Raw genomic sequence first — 23,350 nt, forward strand, 5'->3', positions numbered from 1 at the left:
CCTTCGCGCACTTGGCGGACGGCAGCCCCCAACCGGGCTCGCCCGCCGGGCTCGACCCCGCCCGCCGGGCCGAACTGGAGCACGCGGGCGCCTTCGACGCCGCCGCACACACGGGGCCTGACCCACCCCACCGGGCCCGCCGTACCGCCAGGACGGCGGGCCCGACGCCCGGGGGCGCCCCCGGTTCGGTACCCCGTGGCGGCCACCCCGCCGGGCCCGGCTCGGTCCGCCGCCAGGGAACGCGCCCCGCGCCCGGCTGGCCCCGGCACGCGCGGGCCCGTTCGACGGGTCGTACTCGGGCCTGACCCCGGCGGGGGCGGCCCCTTGAGGGGCCGCACGCCCGCGCGGGACGGTCTCTGTTTCCGGGGCGCGGTGCGTGCCGCGGGCTGCTCGTTCCGCCCGGGACGGCGGGGCCGTTGGGGCTTCGGCCCCGGACCGGGGCGGGACGGGCGCGGACGGGGATCCGCTTCCCGGCGGTGGGCTCCTCCGAGTCCACCCCCAGGTGCCGCCGGCGGGTCCGCCGCACGGGAGCGGCGTCGCCTCCCGGACCTCGGGCCGGCGCCCCGGACCGTGCCGTACCCGGGCCCGGGTCTCGGGCCGGGGCCCCGGGCGGCCCGTACCCCGCTGCCCGACCGGTCCCCCCATCGGCCCCCGGCTGCCGCCGGCGGTTCCGCCCCGGGGGAAGGGCCGCCCCACATCCCTGGGCGGGGAGCCTCCATGCCGGGCGGCCCTGCCCCCCTCGACGCCCCGCCCGACCGGGCTCCCTCGGCCCCCAAGGCCCGGCCGTCCCACCCCCCAGCGGCGGCCTCACACCCCCAGCCCGACGGCTCCACGCCGCGTGACCCCCCCGCGCGTCCCCGCCGCACGGCCGGGCTTCCTCGGCGCCCCCGGCCCGCCCCGCCCCCCCCCGGGCGTCCCGCCGCACGGCCGGGCTCCCCCGCCCCCGGCCCGCCCCACGCCCCCGCGGCCGAGGGCGGACGGGTGGTGGTGTCGGGGCGTGGGGTGGGTTGTCCTTGGGCGACAGTAGGGTGGTTGGCATGGCCGACCCTTCCAGCTACCGCCCCCAGCCGGGGCAGATCCCCGACTCCCCGGGCGTCTACAAGTTCCGCGACGAGCACCGCCGGGTGATCTACGTCGGGAAGGCCAAGAGCCTGCGGCAACGCCTGGCCAGCTACTTCCAGGACGTCGCGAACCTGCACCCGCGTACCGCGACGATGGTGACGACCGCCGCGTCCGTCGAGTGGACCGTCGTCTCCACCGAGGTCGAGGCGCTCCAGCTCGAATACTCCTGGATCAAGGAGTTCGACCCCCGGTTCAACGTCAAGTACCGGGACGACAAGAGCTATCCCTCCCTCGCCGTCACCATGAACGAGGAGTACCCCCGCGTCCAGGTCATGCGCGGACCCAAGAAGAAGGGCGTGCGCTACTTCGGCCCCTACGGCCACGCCTGGGCGATCCGCGAGACCGTCGACCTGATGCTCCGGGTCTTCCCGGTGCGGACCTGCTCCGCGGGCGTGTTCAAGCGCTCCGCGCAGATCGGCCGCCCCTGCCTGCTCGGCTACATCGGCAAGTGCTCCGCGCCCTGCGTCGGCCGCGTCACCCCGGACGAGCACCGCGAACTCGCCGAGGACTTCTGCGACTTCATGGCCGGACGCACCGGCACCTACCTCTCCCGCCTCGAACGGCAGATGCACGAGGCCGCCGAGGACATGGAGTACGAGAAGGCCGCCCGGCTGCGCGACGACATAGGGGCGCTGCGCCGGGCCATGGAGAAGAACGCCGTCGTGCTCGCCGACGCCACCGACGCCGACCTCATCGCCGTCGCCGAGGACGAGCTGGAAGCCGCCGTGCAGATCTTCCACGTACGCGGCGGCCGGGTCCGCGGCCAGCGCGGATGGGTCACCGACAAGGTGGAGGCCGTCGACACCGCCGGGCTCGTCGAGCACGCGCTCCAGCAGCTGTACGGCGAGGAGAAGGGCGAGACCGTCCCCAAGGAAGTGCTGGTCCCCGCCCTGCCCGAGGACACGCCGGTGCTGAGCCAGTGGCTCGCCGAGCGTCGCGGCGCCCAGGTCAGCCTGCGCATCCCGCAGCGCGGCGACAAGAAGGCGCTCATGGAGACCGTCCACCGCAACGCGCAGCAGTCCCTCGCCCTGCACAAGACCAAGCGGGCCGCCGACCTCACCACCCGCTCCCGCGCCCTGGAGGAGATCGCCGAGGCCCTGGAGCTGGACGGCGCGCCGCTGCGCATCGAGTGCTTCGACATCTCCCACCTCCAGGGTGACGACGTGGTGGCCTCCATGGTCGTCTTCGAGGACGGACTCGCCCGCAAGAGCGAGTACCGGCGCTTCCAGATCAAGTCGTTCGAGGGACAGGACGACGTCCGGTCCATGCACGAGGTGGTCTCCCGGCGCTTCCGGCGCTACCTCCAGGAGAAGCTCAAGACCGGTGAGTGGTCCCCCGAGGACGGCGGGACGGACGGGCCCGAGGAGGACGACGGGCGCCCCAAGCGCTTCGCTTACCCGCCGCAGCTCGTCGTGGTAGACGGCGGCCGGCCGCAGGTCACGGCCGCCAAGCGGGCCCTGGAGGAGCTGGGGATCGACGACGTGGCGGTGTGCGGACTCGCGAAGCGGCTGGAGGAGGTCTGGCTGCCCGGCGAGGACGACCCGGTGGTGCTGCCCCGCACCAGCGAGGGCCTCTACCTGCTCCAGCGGGTGCGTGACGAAGCCCACCGTTTCGCCATCCAGTACCAGCGCAACAAGCGCGGCAAGCGGTTCAAGGCCGGCCCGCTGGACGAGGTGCCGGGCCTCGGCGAGAGCCGCAAGCAGGCCCTGATCAAGCACTTCGGTTCGGTGAAGAAGCTGAGACAGGCGACAATCGACCAGATCTGCGAGGTCCCCGGCATAGGTCGCAAGACGGCCGAGATCGTGGCGGCTGCGCTCGCCCGGGCCGTCCCCGCCCGTCCTGCCGTCAACATGGCGACAGGAGAGATCATTGAGGATGAGACTCCCGCGTCCGCGGGAACGTCGTCCGAACGGGGGACCACGCCATGACCGAGCGCCCAGCGAACGAACACGCAGCCTCAGCGGACCAGACCGCGGTGGACCAGAGCGAGACCGAGCACGACCGAGACGGAGCACAGGTGAGTACGGGCACGACAGTGGAGCCCGGCGATACCGCCGAGGCGGCCATCCCCGAGCTGGTGATCATCTCCGGGATGTCCGGGGCCGGCCGCAGTACCGCGGCCAAGTGCCTGGAGGACCTCGGCTGGTTCGTCGTGGACAACCTCCCGCCGGCGCTGATCCCCACCATGGTGGAACTCGGCGCCCGCTCGCAGGGCAACGTGGCGCGCATCGCGGTCGTCGTCGACGTCCGCGGCCGTCAGTTCTTCGACGCCCTGCGCGAGTCCCTCGCCGACCTGGAGGCCCGCGGCGTCACCCGCCGCATCGTCTTCCTGGAGTCCTCCGACGACGCGTTGGTCCGCCGCTTCGAGTCGGTCCGCCGCCCGCACCCCCTCCAGGGTGACGGGCGCATCGTCGACGGCATCGCCGCCGAGCGCGACCTGCTGCGCGAGCTGCGCGGTGACGCCGACCTCGTCATCGACACCTCCAGCCTGAACGTGCATGAGCTGCGCGCCAAGATGGACGCCCAGTTCGCGGGGGACGAGGAGCCCGAGCTGCGGGCCACCGTCATGTCCTTCGGCTACAAGTACGGCCTGCCCGTCGACGCCGACCTCGTCGTCGACTGCCGTTTCATCCCCAACCCGCACTGGGTGCCGGAGCTGCGCCCCTTCACCGGGCTCAACGCGGAGGTGTCGGGGTACGTCTTCAGCCAGCCCGGCGCCAAGGAGTTCCTCGACCGGTACACCGAGCTGCTCCAGCTGATCGCCACCGGCTACCGCCGTGAGGGCAAGCGGTACGTGACCATCGCGGTCGGCTGTACGGGCGGCAAGCACCGCAGCGTGGCCATGTCCGAGAAGCTCGCGGCCCGCCTCGCCTCCGAGGGAGTAGAGACCGTCGTCGTCCACCGGGACATGGGGCGCGAGTGACCGGACGCTCCCTGCGCCTGCGCCGCCTGCGCCGACTCGCCCCCACCCGGGGCGAGGACGGCGCGGGCCGCGCCGGACGGCGCTCCGCCGCCAAGGTGGTCGCCCCCAAGGTCGTCGCGCTCGGCGGGGGCATGGGCCTGTCGGCCTCCCTCGCCGCGTTGCGCCGGATCACCGGCGAACTGACGGCCGTGGTCACCGTCGCCGACGACGGCGGCTCCAGCGGCCGGCTCCGCGAGGAGCTCGGCGTGCTGCCCCCCGGTGACCTGCGCAAGGCGCTCGCCGCGCTGTGCGGGGACGACGAGTGGGGCCAGACCTGGGCCCGCGTCATCCAGCACCGCTTCCAGTCCGCCGGTGACCTCCACGAGCACGCGGTCGGCAATCTGCTGATCGTCGCCCTGTGGGAGCAGCTCGGCGACCCCGTGCAGGCGCTCGACCTGGTGGGCAAGCTGCTCGGCGCGCAGGGCCGGGTGCTGCCGATGTCCGCGGTCCCGCTGGAGCTCCAGGCGCTGGTCAAGGGCCACGACCCGGCGCGCCCGCAGGACGTGGACACCGTACGGGGGCAGGCCACGGTGGCCCTGACCCCCGGCGAGGTGCTGTCCGTGCAGGTGGTCCCGGGTGATCCGCCGGCCGTGCCGGAGGCGGTCGCCGCCGTGCTCGACGCCGACTGGGTGGTGCTCGGTCCGGGGTCCTGGTTCTCGTCCGTGATCCCGCACCTGCTGGTGCCGGAACTGCTCGACGCGCTCATCGCGACGAAGGCCCGCAGGGTGCTCTCGCTGAACCTCGCGCCGCAGCCCGGCGAAACAGAGGGCTTCTCTCCGCAGCGTCATTTGGAGGTTTTGGCCCGACACGCCCCTAAACTCGCCCTGGACGTGGTGCTGGCCGACGAGGCCGCCGTGCCCGATCGCGAATCCCTGGCCGATGCCGCCAAACGGTTCGGTGCCGCGGTCGAGCTGGCGCCCGTGGCCAGGCAGGACGGCACTCCGAAGCACGATCCGGAGCTGCTGGCCGCCGCGTACGACCGTATTTTTCGGATGCATGGAAGGATCGGCCCATGGCGATGACGCCCGCGGTGAAGGATGAGATCTCCCGCCTCCCCGTCACCCGGACCTGCTGCAGGAAGGCGGAGGTCTCGGCGATCCTTCGGTTCGCGGGCGGGCTGCACCTGGTGAGCGGCCGCATCGTCATCGAGGCGGAGCTGGATACGGGTATCGCCGCCAGACGCCTGCGCAAGGACATCCTGGAGATCTTCGGGCACTCCTCGGACCTGGTGGTGATGGCCCCGGGCGGGCTGCGCCGCGGCAGCCGGTTCGTCGTCCGTGTCGTGGCCGGAGGGGACCAGCTGGCCCGCCAGACCGGTCTCGTGGACGGCCGTGGTCGCCCCATCAGAGGCCTGCCGCCGCAGGTCGTCTCCGGGGCCACCTGTGACGCCGAGGCGGCCTGGCGCGGCGCCTTCCTGGCCCACGGCTCGCTCACCGAGCCGGGCCGGTCCTCCTCCCTGGAGGTCACCTGCCCGGGCCCGGAGGCCGCCCTGGCCCTGGTGGGCGCCGCCCGCAGGCTCTCGATCGCCGCCAAGGCGCGCGAGGTGCGCGGGGTGGACCGGGTCGTGGTCCGCGACGGCGACGCGATCGGCGCGCTGCTGACCCGGCTGGGAGCCCACGAGTCGGTGCTGGCGTGGGAGGAGCGGCGGATGCGGCGCGAGGTGCGCGCCACCGCCAACCGCCTCGCCAACTTCGACGACGCCAACCTGCGCCGCTCGGCGCGGGCCGCGGTGGCCGCCGGCGCCCGCGTGCAGCGCGCCCTGGAGATCCTGGGCGAGGAGGTCCCCGAGCACCTCGCCGCGGCCGGCCGGCTGCGCATGGAGCACAAGCAGGCCTCCCTGGAGGAGCTGGGCGCGCTCGCCGACCCGCCGCTGACCAAGGACGCGGTCGCGGGCCGCATCCGCCGGTTGTTGGCGATGGCCGACAAGCGGGCGCAGGACCTCGGCATCCCCGGGACCGAGTCGAACCTCGACCTCAGCGAGGAACTCGCCGACAACATGGTCGGCTGACCCCCGCCCCGGGACGCGACCGGCCGACCTCGGCCGGAGCACGGCGAACAGGGACCCGCACGGGTGATCGTGCGGGTCCCTCGCCGTACGCCCCATTGACATGGGCATGGGCGATCGTGAGCCTGGCTGCCAACGCTTTCGTGGCAGACGACGCCCAGGGGGGCACATGAGGCACCGCGCGAGATCGATCCTCGCCGCAAGCGCACTCGTCATCGGAACCACACTCGCCGCGTTACCCGCAGCGGCACAGGCCCGACCCACGGCGGACCCCGGAGCAGCAACGGCCTCCGACGAGGTCCGGGTCTACGACGCCGCCGTCACCAAGGAACAGATCCCGCTCGTCCTCGCCGCCGGCCAGGACGCCCACGAACTGGCCGAACGCCCACCCGAGAGCGGGACGGCGAAGGTCGAACTGTTCCTCACCGCGGGGCAGGCCAGGGGGCTCGCCGCCCAGGGCGTCAAGATCACCGAGCGCAGGATCGCCCCGTCCGCTCGCGCGGAGGCCCCCGGGGACGGGGTGTTCCGTCCGTACAGCGGCAAGGGCGGCCTCCAGGAGGAGATCCTCGCCACCGCGCGGGCCAACCCGTCCCTCACCAAGGTCGTGTCCATCGGCAAGACCGTCCAGGGCAAGGACATCCTCGCCCTGAAGGTCACCAAGGACGCCAAGAAGACCAAGGACGGCTCCAAGCCCTCGGTGCTCTACATGTCCAACCAGCACGCCCGCGAGTGGATCACCCCGGAGATGACCCGGCGGCTGATGCACCGGACGCTCGACGGCTACGGCAAGGACCAGCGCCTCACCAAGCTGGTGGACTCCACCGAGATGTGGTTCCTGCTCTCCGCCAACCCCGACGGTTACGACTACACGCACGCCCCCGACGGGCAGCGGCTGTGGCGCAAGAACATGCGCGACAACGACGGCGACGGCAAGATCACCGCCGTCGACGGGGTCGACCCGAACCGGAACTTCGCCTACAGGTGGGGGTACGACGACGAGGGCTCCTCCGAGAGCCCGTCGAGCGAGACCTACCGCGGCCCGAAGGCGAACTCCGAGCCCGAGACCGTCGCCCTCGACGCCTTCGAGAAGCGCGTCGGCTTCGCGTACGCGATCAACTACCACTCGGCCGCCGAACTGCTGCTCTACGGGGTGGGCTGGCAGGTCGCCACCCCCACCCCCGACGACGTGGCCTACAAGGCGCTCGCCGGCACCCCGGAGCACTCGGCCGTCCCGGGCTACTACCCGCAGGTGTCCTCCGAGCTCTACACCACCAACGGCGAGGCGGACGGCCACGCGGCCAACGTCAACGGCGTCATGATGTTCACGCCGGAGATGAGCACCTGCCAGACGGCCTCCGCCGCCGATCCCGACGACCGGTGGAAGCCCGAGGACTGCCCGTCCGTCTTCAACTTCCCCGACGACGAGAATCTGATCCAGGCCGAGTTCGCCAAGAACGTGCCCTTCGCGCTGTCCGTCGCGGAGAGCGCCGCGCACCCGGACCGACCGGTGTCCTCCGTCGGCCTGAGCGCCGCCGACTTCACCGCGGACCCCTTCACCACCTCCTACGTGCAGCGCGGCGAGGACCAGACCGTCTCCGTCACCGCCCGCAAGGCGCTGCGGGACAAGCAGCTCAAGTTCCGCGTCAACGGCGGCCGTACGCACGACGACGGGCTGAAGGCCTGGAAGGGCGGCGATGTCTACGGCGGCGACGACAACAACTGGTTCGACGAGTACCGGGCCAAGGTCGACGGCACCAAGCCGGGCGACAAGGTCGAGGTCTGGTTCAGCGGTCGTGACGGCGGCAAGGAGATCACCGGCGGGCACTTCACCTACACGGTGGCCGAACGGCCCCGCGACGCCGACGTGCTCGTGATCGCCGAGGAGGGCGCGAAGGCCGTCCACGCGCAGGAGTACGTCGACGCCCTGCGCGCCAACGGCAAGAAGGCCGCCGTATGGGACGTCGCCACCCAGGGAGCGCCGCACCACCTCGGCGTGCTCTCCCACTTCCGCACCGTCGTCCACTACACCGGGGCCAAGGCCCCCGGCGGTGAAACCCAGCTGGCGGTACGGGACTTCCTCAACGAGGGCGGCAAGCTGATCGAGGCCGGCGAGTCGGCGGGCGGCAACGCGCGGGTCGGCCGCGCCGTCACCGACGACTTCAGCCAGTACTACCTCGGCGCCTACGGCCGGGCCGGCGTCAGCGGGCCCACCGCCTTCACCGGCGCGGGCGCCCTCGCCGGCGCCAAGGGCGGCCTCGGGGACGCGGCGGGCAACCCGCTCGACGCCCCCGGCGCCTTCTCGGTGACCTCCGAGACGCTGCCACCGGCGCGGTTCCCGCAGTTCAAGAGCGCGCAGGCGGGCCAGTACGCGGGGGTCGTGAACCCGTACGCCCCCTACGCGGGCACCGGGATGGCCTCGGCCACCCACGAGGACAACGAATGGAAGCGGCTGACCCGCACCATCGACCTCACCAAGGTGTCCGCGGCCGACGCGCCGCAGCTCAAGATGGCCCTCAACTGGAACACCGAGCAGGGCTACGACCACGCCGTCCTGGAGGCGCACACCACCGGGGCGGAGGACTGGACCACGCTGCCCGAGGCCGGAGGCCTCAGCAGCACCGCCGTCCCCGCCGAGTGCGAGGCCGGGTTCTTCGTCAACGGACACCCCTTCCTGCGCCACTACCTCGACCTGACCGCCGGCGGCTGCGCGCCGCACGGCAGCAGCGGGGCGTGGAACAGCTTCACCGGCTCCTCGGGGGGCTGGAAGCAGGTCTCCTTCGACCTGAGCGCCTACGCGGGCAAGTCCGTCGAGGTCTCCTTGTCGTACGTCACCGACGGCGGGGCGGGCGGCCGGGGCGTCTTCGCGGACGAGGCGCGGCTGGCCGTCGGCGGGAAGGACCAGCCCGTCGATGGCTTCGAGACCTCGCTGGGGGCGTGGACGGCACAGGGCGCACCGCCCGGAAGTCCCGTCGTCCCCGGGGATTGGTACAGGTCCGGGGAGCTCTTCAAGTCCTACGCCGCTGTCACTACGCGTGACACGGTCCTGCTCGGGTTCGGCCTGGAACACCTCCCGACGGCGGCGGACCGGGCCGTACTCGTCGGTACGGCACTCCGTTCGCTGAAGCGCTGATCCGAGGCTTGGCCGACGCTCACTCCGGGTAACAGGGACAAGGTCCCACAGGTCCCGTACCGGTACGTCCGGTACGGGGCCTCACGGTGTCATTCCTGGGAAGCAGGGGAGTGTCAGCCGTCGACCGATGTCACTCGGAAGCTCACGGAGAGGTAGGGTCGTAAGCGGTCGGGGACATCCCATACAGCTCGCCGGGGGACTTTTACCGGCGCACCAACGAGGAGATCGGTTCGTGACGATCCGCGTAGGCATCAATGGTTTTGGTCGTATTGGCCGCAACTACTTCCGGGCGCTCCTTGAGCAGGGGGCGGACATCGAGATCGTCGGTGTCAACGACCTGACTGACAACGCCACTCTGGTGCACCTGCTCAAGTACGACACGATCCTCGGCCGCCTCAAGGCCGAGGTCTCGCACACCGACGACACCATCACCGTCAACGGCAACACCTTCAAGACGTTCGCCGAGCGCGACCCCGCCAACCTGCCCTGGGGCGAGCTGGGCGCCGACATCGTCATCGAGTCGACCGGCATCTTCACGAAGAAGGCCGACGCCGCCAAGCACATCGCCGCCGGCGCGAAGAAGGTCCTCATCTCGGCTCCGGCCAAGGACGAGGACATCACGATCGTGATGGGCGTCAACCAGGACAAGTACGACGCGGCCAACCACCACGTCATCTCCAACGCCTCCTGCACCACCAACTGCGTGGCGCCGATGGCCAAGGTCCTCGACGAGAACTTCGGCATCGTCAAGGGCATGATGACGACGGTCCACGCCTACACCAACGACCAGCGCATCCTCGACTTCCCGCACTCGGACCTGCGTCGCGCCCGCGCCGCCGCCGAGAACATCATCCCGACCTCGACCGGTGCCGCCAAGGCCACCGCGTTGGTCCTCCCGCAGCTCAAGGGCAAGCTGGACGGCATGGCCATGCGCGTCCCGGTCCCGACCGGCTCGGTCACCGACCTCGTCCTGGAGCTCTCCCGCGAGACCACCAAGGAAGAGATCAACGCGGCTTTCCAGAAGGCCGCCGAGGGTCAGCTCAAGGGCATCCTCGACTACACCGAGGACGCGATCGTCTCGTCCGACATCGTGAACTGGCCCGCCTCCTGCACCTTCGACGCGTCCCTGACGATGGTTCAGGACGGTACGCAGGTCAAGGTCATCGGCTGGTACGACAACGAGTGGGGCTACTCCAACCGCCTCGTCGACCTGACCGTGTTCGTCGGCGGTCAGCTCTGATCATCACGGCAGGCAGCACGATGTGAGGCACAGGGTCCGGGTGGCGCGACGAGGCGCCGCACGGGCCCTGTGGCTTGTCTCGTACCCTCTCACCCAGGTCGGGACGGAAACCCCGCGTGGGGATAAGGAGCAAGAAACACATGAAGACGATCGACGAACTTCTCGCCGAGGGCGTCTCCGGCAAGCGGGTGTTCGTCCGCGCGGACCTCAACGTGCCGCTCGCCGGCACCGAGATCACCGACGACGGACGCATCCGTGCCGTCCAGCCGACCATCGCGAAGCTCGCCGAAGCCGGCGCCCGCGTGATCGTCGCCTCGCACCTGGGCCGCCCCAAGGGCGCCCCGGACCCGGCCTTCTCGCTGGCCCCGGCCGCCAAGCGGCTCGGCGAGCTGCTCGGCACCGACGTCGCGTTCGCCACCGACACCGTCGGCTCCTCCGCCAAGGAGACCGTCGCGGCCCTCACCGACGGCGGAGTCGCCGTCATCGAGAACCTGCGCTTCAACCCCGGCGAGACCTCGAAGGACGACGCCGAGCGCGGCGCCTTCGCGGACGAGCTCGCCGAGCTCGCCGACCTCTACGTGGGCGACGGCTTCGGCGCCGTCCACCGCAAGCACGCCTCGGTCTTCGACCTCCCGGCGCGCCTGCCCCACGCGGCGGGCTACCTGATCGCCACCGAGGTCGGCGTCCTGAAGAAGCTGACCGCCGAGGTGAAGCGTCCCTACGTGGTCGTACTCGGCGGCGCCAAGGTCTCCGACAAGCTCGCCGTCATCGACCAGCTGCTCGGAAAGGCCGACCGCATCCTCATCGGCGGCGGCATGGCGTACACCTTCCTCTACGCCAAGGGCTACGAGGTCGGCATCTCCCTGCTCCAGAAGGACCAGGTGGACGTCGTCAAGGAGTACATGGAGCGCGCCGAGAAGAACGGTGTCGAGCTGGTCCTGCCGGTCGACATCCTCGCCTCGACGGACTTCCCCGACCTCAAGGGCAAGACCCCGGCCGACTTCACCACCGTCGACGCGGACAAGATCCCCGCCGACAAGGAGGGTCTGGACATCGGTCCCAAGACCCGTGAGCTGTACGCGTCGAAGATCGCCGACGCGGAGACCGTGTTCTGGAACGGTCCCGTGGGCGTCTTCGAGCACCCCGACTACGCCGGAGGCACCCGCGCGATCGCGCAGGCCCTCGTCGACAGCGACGCGTTCACCGTCGTCGGCGGCGGGGACTCCGCCGCCGCCGTGCGCACGCTCGGTTTCGACGAGAACGCTTTCGGCCACATCTCGACCGGTGGCGGCGCCTCCCTCGAATACCTCGAGGGCAAGACGCTCCCCGGCCTCGCCGCACTGGAGGTCTGACCCTCAATGACCACGCGCACCCCGCTCATGGCGGGCAACTGGAAGATGAACCTCAACCACATCGAGGCCATCGCCCACACCCAGAAGCTCGCCTTCTCGCTCGCCGACAAGGACTACGACGCCGTCGAGGTCGCGGTCCTGCCGCCCTTCGTCGACCTGCGCTCCGTCCAGACCCTCGTCGACGCCGACAAGCTGAGGATCAAGTACGGCGCCCAGGACATCTCGGCGCACGACTCCGGTGCCTACACCGGTGAGGTCTCCGGCCCGATGCTGGCCAAGCTGGCCTGCACGTTCGTGGCCGTGGGCCACAGCGAGCGCCGCCAGTACCACGGCGAGAGCGACGAGCTCTGCAACGCCAAGGTCAAGGCCGCCTACCGTCACGGGATCACCCCGATCCTGTGTGTCGGGGAGGGCCTCGACGTCCGCAAGGCCGGCCGGCAGGTCGAGCACACGCTCGCCCAGGTCGACGGCGGCCTCAAGGACCTGCCGGCCGAGCAGGCCGAGTCCATCGTGATCGCCTACGAGCCCGTCTGGGCCATCGGGACCGGCGAGGTCGCCACCCCCGAGGACGCCCAGGAGGTCTGCGGGGCGATCCGCCGCCGCCTGGCCGAGCTGTACTCGCCGGAGCTGGCCGACAAGGTCCGCATCCAGTACGGCGGCTCCGTCAAGGCCGGCAACATCGCCGCGATCATGGCCCAGCCCGATGTCGACGGCGCCCTGATCGGCGGCGCGGCGCTGGACGTGGACGAGTTCGTCAAGATCGTCCGCTTCCGGGACCAGTAGGCCCCGGCCGTCCCCGCAGCGAGTATGCGGCAGGACGGATCCGTCGTACCCTTGCGGGGGCCAGGAGGCTGCACCACCAGCCACTGGCCCCCGCGCACATCCCAGCAGAGCCGGAAAGCCAGAAAAGCCAGAAAGTAGGAATCAGCCGTGATTTTGGGGTTCTCGATCGCCCTGATCGTCTTCAGCGCCCTGCTGATGCTGCTCGTGCTGATGCACAAGGGCAAGGGCGGTGGCCTTTCCGACATGTTCGGCGGCGGCATGCAGTCGTCGGTCGGCGGCTCCTCGGTCGCCGAGCGCAACCTGGACCGGATCACCGTCGTGATCGGTCTGCTGTGGTTCGCCTGCATCATCGCGCTGGGCCTGCTGAGGAAGTAATCCGGAAGCCGACCTTTCCGGCCATTGTGCCGGTCCGGTACGCCCCCTCCGGCCTATCATGGGCATCTGCGGGGGCGCCCCCTCCAATTGCTGGACGGCCGCCCGGCCTTACGTAGACTTGGGCGCCCGCAGCGGAATACCCCTCACGCTCCGCGGCACCATCAGGCAGGGAGTTACGACCGTGGCAAGTGGCAACGCGATCCGTGGAAGTCGGGTCGGAGCGGGGCCGATGGGCGAGGCCGAGCGCGGCGAATCCGCGCCCCGCCTGCGCATCTCCTTCTGGTGCTCGAACGGGCACGAGACGCAGCCGAGCTTCGCCAGCGACGCGCAGGTCCCGGACACCTGGGACTGCCCGCGCTGCGGGTTCCCCGCCGGTCAGGACCGGGACAACCCGCCGGCGCCGCCGCGCACCGAACCGTACAAGACGCACCTGGCGTACGTGCGGGAGCGGCGCAGCGACGCGGACGGCGAGGCGATCCTCGCCGAGGCGCTCGCCAAACTCCGGGGCGAGATCTGAGAGTCGGCCCCCGCCGTCGCACGTGAGAGTGGATCGGGCCCGGCCCGCGGGAGAGACAATCCCGCGGGCCGGGCCCCTTTGTGCGCGTTGTCCCCCTTCACATCCCTTAAGTTGGGGCGTGGCGGGGCACAACAGGACGGAAGAAGTGGGTTGATGTCCGAGATGAACGCAGACAGCCGCAGGACGAGGCTCAACCGGACGCCCGAGTGGTCGGCACTCGGCAAGCACCGGGAAGCGCTGGGTCGGACGCATCTGCGGGAGCTGTTCGAGACGAATCCGGAGCGGGGCACCGGTTACACCCTGCGGGTCGGGGACCTGCACATCGACTACTCGAAGCACCTCGTCACCGACGAGACGCTCGCGCTCCTGCGCGAACTGGCCTCCGCCACGGGCGTGGCCGAGCTGCGCGACGCGATGTTCCGCGGCGAGAAGATCAACACGACGGAGGACCGGGCGGTCCTGCACACCGCGCTGCGGGCGCCCCGCGACGCGGTGGTCGAGGTGGACGGCGAGAACGTCGTACCCGCCGTCCACGCCGTCCTCGACAAGATGGCCGCCTTCTCCGAGCAGGTCAGGTCGGGGGAGTGGACCGGCTTCACCGGCCGGCGTATCAAGAACGTCGTCAACATCGGCATCGGTGGCTCCGACCTCGGTCCGGCGATGGCCTACGAGGCGCTGCGCGCCTTCACCGACCGCGGGCTGACCGTGCGCTTCGTGTCCAACGTGGACGGCGCCGACCTGCACGAGGCGGTACGGGACCTGGATCCCGCCGAGACGCTGTTCATCATCGCCTCGAAGACGTTCACGACGATCGAGACCATCACGAACGCCACCTCGGCGCGCACCTGGCTGCTGGCCGGACTGGGCGGTGAAGACGCGGCGGTGGCACGGCACTTCGTGGCGCTGTCGACCAACGCCGAGAAGGTCGAGGAGTTCGGCATCGACCCGGCCAACATGTTCGGGTTCTGGGACTGGGTCGGCGGTCGTTACTCCTTCGACTCCGCCATCGGCCTCTCGCTGATGATCGCGATCGGCCCGGACGCCTTCCGGGAGATGCTGGGCGGCTTCCACACCGTGGACGAGCACTTCCGCACGGCCCCGCCGGAGCGGAACGCGCCGCTGCTGATGGGCATGCTCGGCGTCTGGTACGGGGGCTTCTTCGACGCGCAGTCGCACGCGGTGCTCCCCTACAGCCACTACCTCTCGCGCTTCACGGCGTACCTGCAACAGCTGGACATGGAGTCCAACGGCAAGTCCGTGGACCGGGACGGACAGCCGGTGGACTGGGACACCGGCCCGGTGGTCTGGGGCACGCCCGGCACCAACGGGCAGCACGCGTACTACCAGTTGATCCACCAGGGCACCCGGATGATCCCGGCCGACTTCATCGGCTTCGCCCGTCCGGTGGCGGAACTGGAGCCGGAACTGGAGGCCCAGCACGACCTGCTGATGGCCAACTTCTTCGCGCAGACCCAGGCGTTGGCCTTCGGCAAGACGGAGGAGGAAGTGCGGGCGGAGGGCGTCCCCGAGGCGCTGGTCCCGCACAAGACGTTCCGGGGCAACCACCCGACGACGACGATCCTGGCGGACGAGCTGACACCGGCGGTACTGGGTCAGCTGATCGCCCTGTACGAGCACAAGGTGTTCGTACAGGGCGCGGTGTGGAACATCGACTCCTTCGACCAGTGGGGCGTGGAACTGGGGAAGGTGCTGGCCAAGCGGATCGAGCCGGCCCTGGTCGACGGCTCCCACACGGAGGACCTCGACCCGTCCACCCGGGCGCTGGTGAACACCTACCGGGAGCTGCGCGGCCGGGCCTGATCCGTCGGCGGGGCCGGGGGCCGCGGTGGCCCCCGCCCCCGCCTCGGGTCGTCGGTCAGGCGGAGGCGGGCGGGTAGAGGCCCGGGGGCAGCTTGGCCGCCGCCGCGCGGTCCAGCAGCCACAGGGTGCGGCTACGCCCGTAGGCCGCCGCCGCCGGGGCCTGGACCTCGCCCGCGCCGCCGAGCGCGATGGCCACCGCTCCCGCCTTGTCCTCGCCCGCCGCCAGGAGCCAGACCTCACGGGCGGCCCGGATCGCCGGGAGGGTCAGCGAGACCCGGGTCGGCGGCGGCTTGGGGGCGCCGTGGACCCCGACCACCGTGCGGTCGCTCTCGCGCGCCGCAGGGTGTTCCGGGAACAGGGACGCGACGTGGGTGTCCGGGCCCACGCCCAGCATCAGCACGTCGAAGCGGGGGACCGGCCCGTGGTCCTCGGGCCCCGCCGCCTTGCGGAGTTCCTCGGCGTAGGAGGCCGCCGCCGCGTCCACGTCCGCCCCGTAGGGGCCGTCGGAAGCCGGCATGGCGTGGACGCGCGCCGGATCGACCGGGACGGCGTCCAAGAGCGCCTCCCGGGCCTGTACGTGGTTGCGCTCGGGGTCGTCGGCGGGGACGTAGCGCTCGTCGCCCCACCACAGGTCCAGCCGGGACCAGTCGATCGCGTCCCGGGCCGGGGCCGCGGCGAGCGCGGCGAGCAGCCCGTTTCCGTTGCGGCCGCCGGTCAGCACCACCGAGGCGCTGCCGCGGGCCGCCTGCGCGTCCACGACCTTGGTGATGAGCCGGGCCGCGGCGGCCTGTGCCATCAGTTCCTTGTCCCGGTGGACGACGACCTGGGGAGTCGTCATACCCATGTGCGTGCCGCCTTCTCGCTCGTGCCGGACGTACCCGGCGCCGTGTCGACGGCGCCGGACGGAAATGGATCGGCCGCCGGCCGGACCCCCGCGAAGGGACCCGGCCGGCGGCCGTGAAACGTCACTGCTTGGCCGTGGCCTTCTTCGCCGCGGCCTTGCCCGCGGGCTTGGCCGCCGGGGCGGCGTCCGCCGGGGTGGCGTCCGCCGCGGCCGGGGCCTCGGCGGGCGCGGCCGAGGCCGCCTCCAGCCGCCCCACGCCGAACTTCAGCGAAGCCTCGTAGGTGTTGTCCGGGTCCAGCCGGCGCAACTCCTCCGCCAGCAGCTCGGCCGTGTCGCGGCGCTTGAGCGCCACCGCCCGGTCGGGCTGGCCCGGCATGCACAGCGTCGCCAGGGCGCCGTCCGCCCGGTCCAGTACGATCTGGCCGTCCTTGGTCTCCATGCGCACGGAGGTCAGGCCCGGGCCCTGGGACAGCGCGCGCGTCACCGGCACGCCCAGGCGGTCCGCCAGCCACATGGCCAGCAGTTCGCAGCTCGGGTTCTCGTCCTCGCCCTCCACGGTGGCGGAGACGACCGACACCTCCTGCTGGTCCAGGGCCGCGGCCAGCATCGAGCGCCAGGGCGTGATCCGGGTCCAGGACAGGTCCGTGTCGCCCGGCGCGTAGGCCTCCGCCCGGGCGCCGAGGGCGCCGATGGGGTTCTCGGAGGAGTAGGTGTCCGCGATCCGGCGCTGGCCGAGCGCACCCAGCGGATCGCCCGCGAGGTCCGTCGGAGCCCCCTCCGGCCACCAGACCACCACGGGGGCGTCGGGCAGGAGGAGCGGGAGAACCACGGACTGGGCGTGGTGGACCAGTTCACCGTGCAGGCGCAGCACCACCGTCTCGCCGGTGCCGGCGTCCGTCCCGACGCGGATCTCCGCGTCGAGCCGGGCGTCGCGACGGCTGCGAGGGGAGCGGCTGACCCGCCTGACCACGACGATGATCCGCGAAGGGTGTTCGTGGGACGCGTCGTTCGCCGATTTGAGCGCGTCGTACGCGTTCTCCTCGTCGGTCACGATCACCAGCGTGAGGACCATGCCGATGGCAGGCGTGCCGATGTCCCGGCGCGCCTGCACCAACGCGGCGTTGATCTTGCTGGAGGTGGTCTCCGTAAGGTCGATCTTCATGGCCGGCGCCAGCTCCGTCCGTCTCGTGCGAGCATCTCGTCCGCCTCGACCGGCCCCCAGGTGCCCGCCGGGTACTGCGCGGGCTTCCCGTGCTTGTCCCAGTACTCCTCGATCGGGTCGAGGATGTTCCAGGACAGTTCGACCTCCTGGTGGCGCGGGAAGAGGTTCGCGTCACCCAGCAGGACATCGAGGATCAGCCGCTCGTACGCCTCGGGGCTGGACTCGGTGAAGGACTCGCCGTAGGCGAAGTCCATCGTCACGTCGCGGACCTCCATGGAGGTGCCCGGAACCTTCGAGCCGAAACGCACCGTCACGCCCTCGTCCGGCTGGACCCGGATGACCAGGGCGTTCTGCCCCAGCTCCTCGGTCGCGCCCGACTCGAACGGCAGGTACGGGGCCCGCTTGAAGACGACCGCGATCTCGGTCACCCGACGGCCCAGGCGCTTGCCGGTCCGCAGGTAGAACGGGACGCCCGCCCAACGGCGGTTGTTGATCTCCAGCTTGATGGCCGCGTAGGTGTCGGTCTTCGACTTGGGGTCGATGCCGTCCTCTTCGAGGTACCCGACGACCTTCTCGCCGCCCTGCCACGCCGCCGAGTACTGGCCGCGCACGGTGTGCTTGCCCAGGTCCTCCGGCAGCTCCACGGCGGTCAGCACCTTGAGCTTCTCGGCCACCAGGGCCTTGGGGTGGAAGGAGCCGGGCTCCTCCATCGCCGTCAGCGCCAGCAGTTGGAGCAGGTGGTTCTGGATGACGTCACGGGCCGCGCCGATGCCGTCGTAGTAACCGGCCCGGCCGCCGATGCCGATGTCCTCGGCCATCGTGATCTGCACGTGGTCGACGTACGACCGGTTCCAGATCGGCTCGAACATGGTGTTGGCGAAGCGGAGCGCCAGGATGTTCTGGACGGTCTCCTTGCCGAGGTAGTGGTCGATCCGGAAGACCTCGTCACGGGGGAAGACCTCGTGGACGACCTTGTTGAGTTCCTCGGCGCTCTTGAGGTCGTGGCCGAAGGGCTTCTCGATGACGGCACGCCGCCAAGAGCCCTCCTTCTGCGCCAGACCGTGGTCCTTGAGCTGCTGGACCACCTTCGGGAAGAACTTGGGCGGGACCGACAGGTAGAAGGCGAAGTTGCCGCCGGTGCCCTGCGCCTTGTCGAGTTCCTCGATCGTTGCCTTGAGCGTCTCGAAGGCCGCGTCGTCGTCGAACTCGCCCTGGACGAACCGGCAGCCCTGGACCAGTTGCTGCCAGACCTCCTCGCGGAAGGGGGTGCGCGAGTGCTGCTTGACGGCCTCGTACACCTCCTGGGCGAAGTCCTCGTCCTGCCACTCGCGGCGGGCGAACCCGATCAGCGAGAAGCCCGGCGGCAGCAGGCCGCGGTTCGCGAGGTCGTAGACGGCGGGCATCAGCTTCTTGCGCGACAGGTCACCCGTAACGCCGAAAATGACCAGGCCGGACGGCCCCGCGATGCGCGGGAGCCGCCGGTCCTGTGCGTCACGAAGCGGGTTCGCTCCGTTCACCGACAAAATACTCAGTCCTCCGCGGGGGCGAGGCGCTCAAGCTCCGCCTGGGTCGACTTCAGCAGGTCGTTCCACGACGCCTCGAACTTCTCGACGCCTTCGTCCTCCAGCAACTGGACCACATCGTCGTACGAGATGCCCAGCTTCGCGATCGCGTCGAGCTCGGCGCGCGCCTGCTCGTAGGTGCCGCGAACGGTGTCGCCGCTGACCTCGCCGTGGTCGGCGGTGGCCTCCAAAGTGGCCTCCGGCATGGTGTTGACCGTGCCGGGCGCGACCAGGTCCACCACGTACAGGGTGTCCTTGTACGCCGGGTCCTTCACGCCGGTCGAGGCCCACAGGGGACGCTGCTTGTTCGCGTGCGCCTTGTCCAGGGCGGCCCAGCGCTCGGAGGAGAAGACCTCCTCGTACGCCTCGTAGGCGAGACGGGCGTTGGCCAGCGCCGCCTTGCCCTTGAGGGCCTTCGCCTCGTCGGTGCCGATGCCGTCCAGGCGCTTGTCGATCTCGGTGTCCACGCGGGACACGAAGAAGGAGGCCACCGAGTGGATCCGGGACAGGTCCAGGCCCGCGGCCTTGGCCTTCTCCAGGCCCGCCAGGTACGCGTCCATGACCTGGCGGTAGCGCTCCAGCGAGAAGATCAGCGTCACGTTGACGCTGATGCCCCGGCCGATGACCTCGGTGATCGCCGGCAGGCCGCCCATGGTCGCCGGGATCTTGATCAGGGTGTTCGGGCGGTCCACCAGCCAGGCGAGCTGCTTGGCCTCGGCGACGGTCGCCTTGGTGTTGTGGGCGAGGCGCGGGTCGACCTCGATCGAGACCCGGCCGTCCTGGCCCTCGGTCGCGTCGAAGACCGGCCGCAGGATGTCGGCGGCGTCGCGGACGTCCGCCGTGGTGATCATGCGGATGGCTTCCTCGACGGTCACCTTGCGGGCCGCGAGGTCCGAGAGCTGCCGGTCGTAACCGTCGCCCTGGCTGATGGCCTTCTGGAAGATCGACGGGTTGGTGGTGACACCGACCACGTGCTGCTGGTCGATCAGCTCGGCCAGGTTGCCGGACGTGATGCGCTTGCGGGACAGGTCGTCCAGCCAGATCGCCACGCCCTCGTCGGAGAGGCGCTTGAGTGCGTCTGTCATGGGAATTGCATCTCCTACTGGTCGGGTACGGGCGTCAGCGCGCGGCGGCGGCGATCCCACGGCTTTCGTCGAGGGAGGCCCGGGCGGCGGCGGCGACGGCCTCGGGGGTGAAGCCGAACTCACGGAACAGCACCTTCGCGTCGGCCGAGGCGCCGAAGTGCTCCAGCGACACGATGCGGCCCGTGTCACCGACGTAGCGGTGCCAGGTCAGGCCGATGCCCGCCTCGACCGCGACGCGCGCACGGACGGAGGGCGGCAGCACGCTGTCCTTGTACGCCTGGTCCTGCTCCTCGAACCACTCGACGGACGGCATGGAGACCACGCGCGTCGCAATGCCCTCGGCCTGCAGCGCCTCGCGGGCGCCGACGGCGAGCTGGACCTCGGAGCCGGTGCCGATGAGGACGACCTCGGGCGCGCCGCCCTCCGCCTCGAAGAGCACGTACCCGCCCTTGGCGGCGTCGTCGTTCAGCTCGTACGTCGGCACGCCCTGACGGGTCAGGGCCAGGCCGTGCGGGGCGCCCTTGCCGAAGACCTTGGTGTGACGGCGCAGGATCTCGCGCCAGGCGACGACGGTCTCGTTCGCGTCGGCCGGCCGGACCAGGTTCAGGCCCGGGATGGCGCGCAGCGAGGCGAGGTGTTCCACCGGCTGGTGGGTCGGGCCGTCCTCGCCGAGGCCGATGGAGTCGTGCGTCCACACGTAGGTGACCGGCAGGTGCATCAGCGCCGACAGGCGCACGGCGTTGCGCATGTAGTCGGAGAACACCAGGAAGGTGCCGCCGTAGATGCGGGTGTGGCCGTGCAGCGCGATGCCGTTCATGGACGCGGCCATGGCGTGCTCGCGGATGCCGAAGTGGATGGTGCGGCCGTACGGGTCGGCCTCCGGCAGCGGGTTGCCCACCGGCAGGAACGAGGAGTTCTTGTCGATGGTGGTGTTGTTGGAGCCGGCCAGGTCGGCCGAGCCGCCCCACAGCTCGGGGATGACCCCGCCGAGCGCCTGGAGCACCTTGCCGGAGGCCGCGCGGGTGGCGACGCCCTTTCCGGGCTCGAAGACGGGGAGCTTGTCCTCCCAGCCCTCGGGGAGCTCGTTGGCCTCGATGCGGTCGAACTCGGCGGCGCGCTCCGGGTTGGCGGTGCGCCAGGCGGAGAAGTCCTTCTCCCAGGCGGCCTTGGCCTCGCGGCCGCGGTCCAGCGCCTTGCGGGTGTGCGCGATGACCTCTTCGGAGACCTCGAAGGTCTTCTCCGGGTCGAAGCCGAGGACGCGCTTGGTGGCGGCGACCTCGTCGTCACCGAGGGCCGAGCCGTGCGCGGCCTCGGTGCCCTGGGCGTCCGGGGCGGGCCAGGCGATGATCGAGCGCATGGCGATGAAGGACGGACGCCCGGTCTCGGCCTTCGCGGCCTTGAGGGCGTCGAAGATCGCCTTCGGGTCGAGGTCGCCGTTCTCCTGCGGGGCGACGCGCTGCACGTGCCAGCCGTACGCCTCGTAGCGCTTGAGGGTGTCCTCGGAGACGGCCGTCTCCGTGTCGCCCTCGATGGAGATGTGGTTGTCGTCCCACAGCAGCACCAGGTTGCCGAGCTTCTGGTGGCCGGCCAGGGCGGACGCCTCGTGGGAGATGCCCTCCTGGAGGCAGCCGTCACCGGCGATCGCGTAGACCATGTGGTCGAACGGGGAGGTGCCCGGGGCGGCGTCCGGGTCGAACAGACCGCGCTCGTAGCGGGCGGCCATGGCCATGCCCACCGCGTTGGCGACGCCCTGGCCGAGCGGGCCGGTCGTGGTCTCGACACCGGCCGTGTGGCCGTACTCCGGGTGACCGGGCGTCTTGGAGCCCCACGTGCGGAAGGCCTTGAGGTCGTCCAGCTCCAGGCCGAAGCCGCCGAGGTAGAGCTGGGTGTAGAGGGTGAGGGACGAGTGGCCCGCGGAGAGCACGAAACGGTCGCGGCCGACCCACAGGGGGTCCGCCGGATCGTGGCGCATGACCTTCTGGAACAGGGTGTACGCCGCGGGGGCCAGGCTCATCGCCGTTCCGGGGTGGCCGTTCCCGACCTTCTGGACCGCGTCCGCGGCCAGGATGCGGGCGGTGTCGACGGCCCGCTGGTCCAGTTCGGTCCACTCGAGCTCTGTGGTGGTCGGCTTGGTGCTCACCGTGAGTCAGGGCTCCTCTCCACATGTTGTTTCCCGGTGACGAACGGTGCACCGGCGCGATTCCGAGCCTACCCCCGAGACGGCCTGCCACTATTCGAGTGCCGATAGTGCGTCGCCTGCTCGCCGACCGCTGTTCACCTGCGCTCGGGCCGATCGGCCCAACACGGGGCGACCCCGGGGCCGGGCGGGGTGAGGGCAACGTCTAGAGTGGCGTAGTACGTGCGAGCCTTGCCGGGCCCCTTGCCCGCGGCTCGCTGAATTCTCTGTCAGGGGTGTGCGTGACGGCCGTCGAATCCCGTCCAGCGGGGGTGCTTGGGAGCCCTCCCGGTCACCGGCCGTTCGGGGCCAGGGTCATGGCTTTCGTGGCTTTGACCAAGCCGCGGATCATCGAACTTCTGCTGATCACCACAGTGCCGGTGATGTTCCTGGCAGAGCAGGGCGTGCCGCCCTTGTGGCTGGTCCTCGCGACCTGCTTCGGCGGTTACCTCTCGGCCGGCGGCGCCAACGCGCTCAACATGTACATCGACCGCGACATCGACGCGTTGATGGACCGGACCTCGCAGCGACCGCTGGTCACCGGCATGGTGAGCCCGCGCGAATGCCTGGCCTTCGGCATCACCCTCGGCGTCGTGTCGACCCTGTTCTTCGGCCTGCTGATCAACTGGCTGTCCGCCGCGCTCTCCCTCGGCGCCCTCCTCTTCTACGTCGTCGTCTACACGATGCTGTTGAAGCGGCGCACCGCCCAGAACATCGTCTGGGGCGGCATCGCGGGCTGCATGCCGGTGCTCATCGGCTGGTCGGCGGTCAAGGACGAGGTCTCCTGGGCCGCGGTCATCTTGTTCCTCGTCATCTTCTTCTGGACTCCGCCGCACTACTGGCCGCTGTCGATGAAGGTCAAGGACGACTACGCGCGGGTCGGCGTGCCGATGCTGCCGGTCGTCGCGGGCAACAAGGTCGTGGCCCGTCAGATCGTCCTCTACAGCTGGGTGATGGTGGCCGTCTCCCTGCTGCTGACGCCGCTGGGCTACACCGGTTGGTTCTACACCTCGGTGGCGCTGCTGGCGGGCGGCTGGTGGCTGTGGGAGGCGCACGGGCTGAACGCGCGGGCCAAGGCCGGCGTGACGGGCGCGAAGCTCAAGGAGATGCGACTGTTCCACTGGTCGATCACCTATGTGTCGCTCCTCTTCGTGGCCGTGGCCGTCGATCCCTTCCTGCGCTGATGCTTCCTCCGTTCATTACCCGCCGGTAGC

Annotated in this window: 17 protein-coding genes and 1 pseudogene; 13 read left to right on the forward strand and 5 right to left on the reverse strand. The window is 70.9% G+C overall.

Features of this window, described 5'->3' with window-relative positions:
* From E6R62_RS40375 to pgi, 12 genes and pseudogenes are all read left to right on the forward strand, one after another.
* A pseudogene (locus E6R62_RS40375) lies at positions 1-305 on the forward strand (hypothetical protein); the annotation flags it as partial.
* A gap of 732 nt (positions 306-1,037) precedes the next feature.
* Positions 1,038-3,050 carry an excinuclease ABC subunit UvrC gene (gene uvrC, locus E6R62_RS31375; RefSeq protein ID WP_136216872.1) on the forward strand — a complete coding sequence of 671 codons (2,013 nt, stop codon included), beginning with the start codon at positions 1,038-1,040 and terminating at the stop codon, positions 3,048-3,050.
* Positions 3,047-4,045, forward strand: coding sequence for an RNase adapter RapZ (gene rapZ, locus E6R62_RS31380; protein ID WP_136216873.1), 999 nt, complete (start codon positions 3,047-3,049; stop codon positions 4,043-4,045). Before uvrC ends, rapZ begins: the two co-directional genes overlap by 4 nt.
* Positions 4,042-5,106, forward strand: a complete 1,065-nt coding sequence (gene yvcK / locus E6R62_RS31385) for a uridine diphosphate-N-acetylglucosamine-binding protein YvcK (RefSeq protein WP_136216874.1) — start codon at positions 4,042-4,044, stop codon at positions 5,104-5,106. The genes rapZ and yvcK overlap by 4 nt, the downstream gene beginning before the upstream one ends.
* Positions 5,097-6,092 carry a DNA-binding protein WhiA gene (whiA, locus tag E6R62_RS31390; protein ID WP_136216875.1) on the forward strand — a complete coding sequence of 332 codons (996 nt, stop codon included), beginning with the start codon at positions 5,097-5,099 and terminating at the stop codon, positions 6,090-6,092. Before yvcK ends, whiA begins: the two co-directional genes overlap by 10 nt.
* A gap of 166 nt (positions 6,093-6,258) precedes the next feature.
* Complete coding sequence (locus E6R62_RS31395) at positions 6,259-9,219, forward strand: M14 family metallopeptidase (protein ID WP_136216876.1); 2,961 nt, start codon at positions 6,259-6,261, stop codon at positions 9,217-9,219.
* A gap of 232 nt (positions 9,220-9,451) precedes the next feature.
* A complete protein-coding gene (gene gap / locus E6R62_RS31400) occupies positions 9,452-10,459 on the forward strand; it encodes a type I glyceraldehyde-3-phosphate dehydrogenase (protein ID WP_136216877.1) in 1,008 nt (335 codons plus the stop codon).
* A gap of 140 nt (positions 10,460-10,599) precedes the next feature.
* Positions 10,600-11,811, forward strand: a complete 1,212-nt coding sequence (gene pgk / locus E6R62_RS31405; RefSeq protein WP_136216878.1) for a phosphoglycerate kinase — start codon at positions 10,600-10,602, stop codon at positions 11,809-11,811.
* A gap of 6 nt (positions 11,812-11,817) precedes the next feature.
* On the forward strand, positions 11,818-12,594 hold the full coding sequence (gene tpiA, locus E6R62_RS31410) for a triose-phosphate isomerase (protein WP_136216879.1): 777 nt from the start codon (positions 11,818-11,820) through the stop codon (positions 12,592-12,594).
* Between the two features lie 147 nt (positions 12,595-12,741).
* Positions 12,742-12,969 carry a preprotein translocase subunit SecG gene (secG, locus tag E6R62_RS31415; RefSeq protein ID WP_206308903.1) on the forward strand — a complete coding sequence of 76 codons (228 nt, stop codon included), beginning with the start codon at positions 12,742-12,744 and terminating at the stop codon, positions 12,967-12,969.
* Between the two features lie 181 nt (positions 12,970-13,150).
* The gene (locus tag E6R62_RS31420; RefSeq protein ID WP_010352468.1) at positions 13,151-13,486 is read left to right on the forward strand and encodes an RNA polymerase-binding protein RbpA; all 336 of its coding nucleotides are present in this window, start codon (positions 13,151-13,153) and stop codon (positions 13,484-13,486) included.
* A 162-nt stretch (positions 13,487-13,648) separates the two neighbouring features.
* Positions 13,649-15,307 carry a glucose-6-phosphate isomerase gene (pgi, locus tag E6R62_RS31425; RefSeq protein ID WP_136216905.1) on the forward strand — a complete coding sequence of 553 codons (1,659 nt, stop codon included), beginning with the start codon at positions 13,649-13,651 and terminating at the stop codon, positions 15,305-15,307.
* Between the two features lie 55 nt (positions 15,308-15,362).
* Here pgi and pgl read toward each other — a convergent pair whose 3' ends face one another.
* The 5 genes from pgl to tkt form a co-directional block, all read right to left on the reverse strand.
* On the reverse strand, positions 15,363-16,145 hold the full coding sequence (pgl, locus tag E6R62_RS31430; protein WP_136216880.1) for a 6-phosphogluconolactonase: 783 nt from the start codon (positions 16,143-16,145) through the stop codon (positions 15,363-15,365).
* Between the two features lie 127 nt (positions 16,146-16,272).
* Entirely contained in the window at positions 16,273-17,313 is a 1,041-nt protein-coding gene (gene opcA / locus E6R62_RS31435; RefSeq protein WP_136216881.1) for a glucose-6-phosphate dehydrogenase assembly protein OpcA, read from the reverse strand.
* A complete protein-coding gene (zwf, locus tag E6R62_RS31440) occupies positions 17,310-18,839 on the reverse strand; it encodes a glucose-6-phosphate dehydrogenase (protein WP_136216882.1) in 1,530 nt (509 codons plus the stop codon). The genes opcA and zwf overlap by 4 nt, the downstream gene beginning before the upstream one ends.
* A 2-nt stretch (positions 18,840-18,841) precedes the next feature.
* Positions 18,842-19,960: a transaldolase gene (gene tal, locus E6R62_RS31445; protein ID WP_136216883.1), complete on the reverse strand. Its 1,119-nt coding sequence runs from the start codon at positions 19,958-19,960 to the stop codon at positions 18,842-18,844.
* Positions 19,961-19,994: 34 nt separating this feature from the next.
* Positions 19,995-22,100 (reverse strand): transketolase, encoded by a 2,106-nt coding sequence (tkt, locus tag E6R62_RS31450; protein ID WP_136216884.1) that lies wholly within the window; start codon positions 22,098-22,100, stop codon positions 19,995-19,997.
* A gap of 272 nt (positions 22,101-22,372) precedes the next feature.
* On the opposite strand from tkt, the gene E6R62_RS31455 reads away from it, so the two are divergent.
* The gene (locus E6R62_RS31455; RefSeq protein WP_136216885.1) at positions 22,373-23,320 is read left to right on the forward strand and encodes a heme o synthase; all 948 of its coding nucleotides are present in this window, start codon (positions 22,373-22,375) and stop codon (positions 23,318-23,320) included.
* Positions 23,321-23,350: the final 30 nt, after the last annotated feature.

Source organism: Streptomyces sp. A1136 (assembly GCF_004795055.1).
Lineage (GTDB): Bacteria > Actinomycetota > Actinomycetes > Streptomycetales > Streptomycetaceae > Streptomyces.